The organism is Motilibacter deserti (genome assembly GCF_011250635.1).
Classification (GTDB): Bacteria; Actinomycetota; Actinomycetes; order Motilibacterales; family Motilibacteraceae; genus Motilibacter_A; species Motilibacter_A deserti.
On sequence record NZ_JAANNP010000228.1, the window covers coordinates 1 to 1,388 of the forward strand.

Genomic DNA, 1,388 nt, shown 5'->3' on the forward strand with positions numbered 1-1,388 from the left:
GTCAGCGCACCCAGGTCGTCGATGCGGCGCTGCAGGCGGCGTACGGTGCCCGTCCGCTCGGACCAGCCCATGTCCAGCTGGTCGACCGCGACGACGCGCCAGGTCGGCTCGCCACGGGCGTCGCGCGCGTCGGAGGCGGCCAGCAGCGAGCGCCAGAGGTAGGACCACGTCGGGTTGCCGTGGACGCAGAGCAGCGTACCGACCGGCTCGGACGACAGGCCGGGGCCGTTGTCGAGCACGTGCCAGGTGCGGGTGCGCCCGTCGGCGCCACTCGCCGCGTCAGCAGCCTCGACTCTGGCCTCGTCACTGGTCTCGACGAGCCGGGACCAGCAGGGGTCGAGCCCGGGCAGGCCGGGGGGCGGGAGCTGGGCGGGAGCCGTCGCCGGCCGCGTCACCAGACGATCTCGGCGCACGAGACGTTGAGGCCGGAGCCCACGCCCATGCAGAGCACGCGGTCGCCCGCGGCCAGGTGCTGCTGGTGCTGCGCGAGCGTGATCGGCAGCGCGGCCGGGCCGATGTTGCCCAGCCGCGGGAAGGTGATCGGGAACTTCGCGGCGTCGAGGCCGAGCCGGTCCACGATGGTCGCGGTGTGCACCTTGGACACCTGGTGCATGACGTAGGCGTCCATGTCCGACCAGTCCCACTCCGAGCTCGCCTCGGCCCACGCGTCCTCCGCGAGGGCGACGCCCGCCTCGAGGAGCGCGCCGTGGTCGGTCCGCATCTGCTCCAGGTCGCCGACGCACAGCTCGTGGTGCTCCGTGCCGGCGCGCGAGATGCCGCCGACGACGCGGTGCGCGCCAGGGTGGTCCGAGGCCTTGCCGAGGACGGCCGCCGCCGACCCGGAGCCGAGGGTCAGGGTCGCGAACTCGCGCAGCCAGTCGGCCTTGGTCGTCTCCGGCCGCAGCAGGCGCGCGATGGTCGCCTCGTGGGTACGCCGGGCGCCCTCGCCGTCGACGATGAGCGCGTAGTCGATCTGCCCCGCGTCGATCATCGTGCCGGCCAGCTGCATGCCGTTGACGAAGCCGAGGCAGGCGTTGGACAGGTCGAAGTTGAGCGCCGACCGGGGCAGCCCGAGCGTGTGGTGCACCGCGGACGCCGTGCTCGGCTCCAGGTGGTCACGCGAGACCGAGGTGTTGATCAGCAGCCCGACCTGCGAGGCGTCCACGCCGGCCTCGGACAGCGCCTTGGCCCCCGCCATGGCGGCGGCGTCGGCGAACGAGACCTCCTCCGGCCACCAGCGGCGCTCGACGATGCCGGCGAGCTTCTCGAACATCCCCGCGCGCAGGCCCAGGCGCTTCATCGTGGGCTCGAGCCACTCGTCGATCTGTGCCGACGTCACGACGACCGGGGCCTCGAGGCCCGACACGGACAGCAGCGCCGTGTTGGTG

2 protein-coding genes are annotated in these 1,388 nt (G+C 73.5%); both read right to left on the reverse strand.

The window, feature by feature from the left end; genetic code table 11:
- A partial coding sequence (locus G9H71_RS22655) for an alpha/beta fold hydrolase (protein WP_231135343.1) occupies positions 1-395 on the reverse strand: 395 nt, incomplete at its 3' end.
- Positions 392-1,388: 3-oxoacyl-ACP synthase III (locus G9H71_RS22660; protein ID WP_166285002.1), on the reverse strand; the 997-nt coding region annotated here is incomplete at its 5' end. The genes G9H71_RS22655 and G9H71_RS22660, both read right to left, overlap by 4 nt.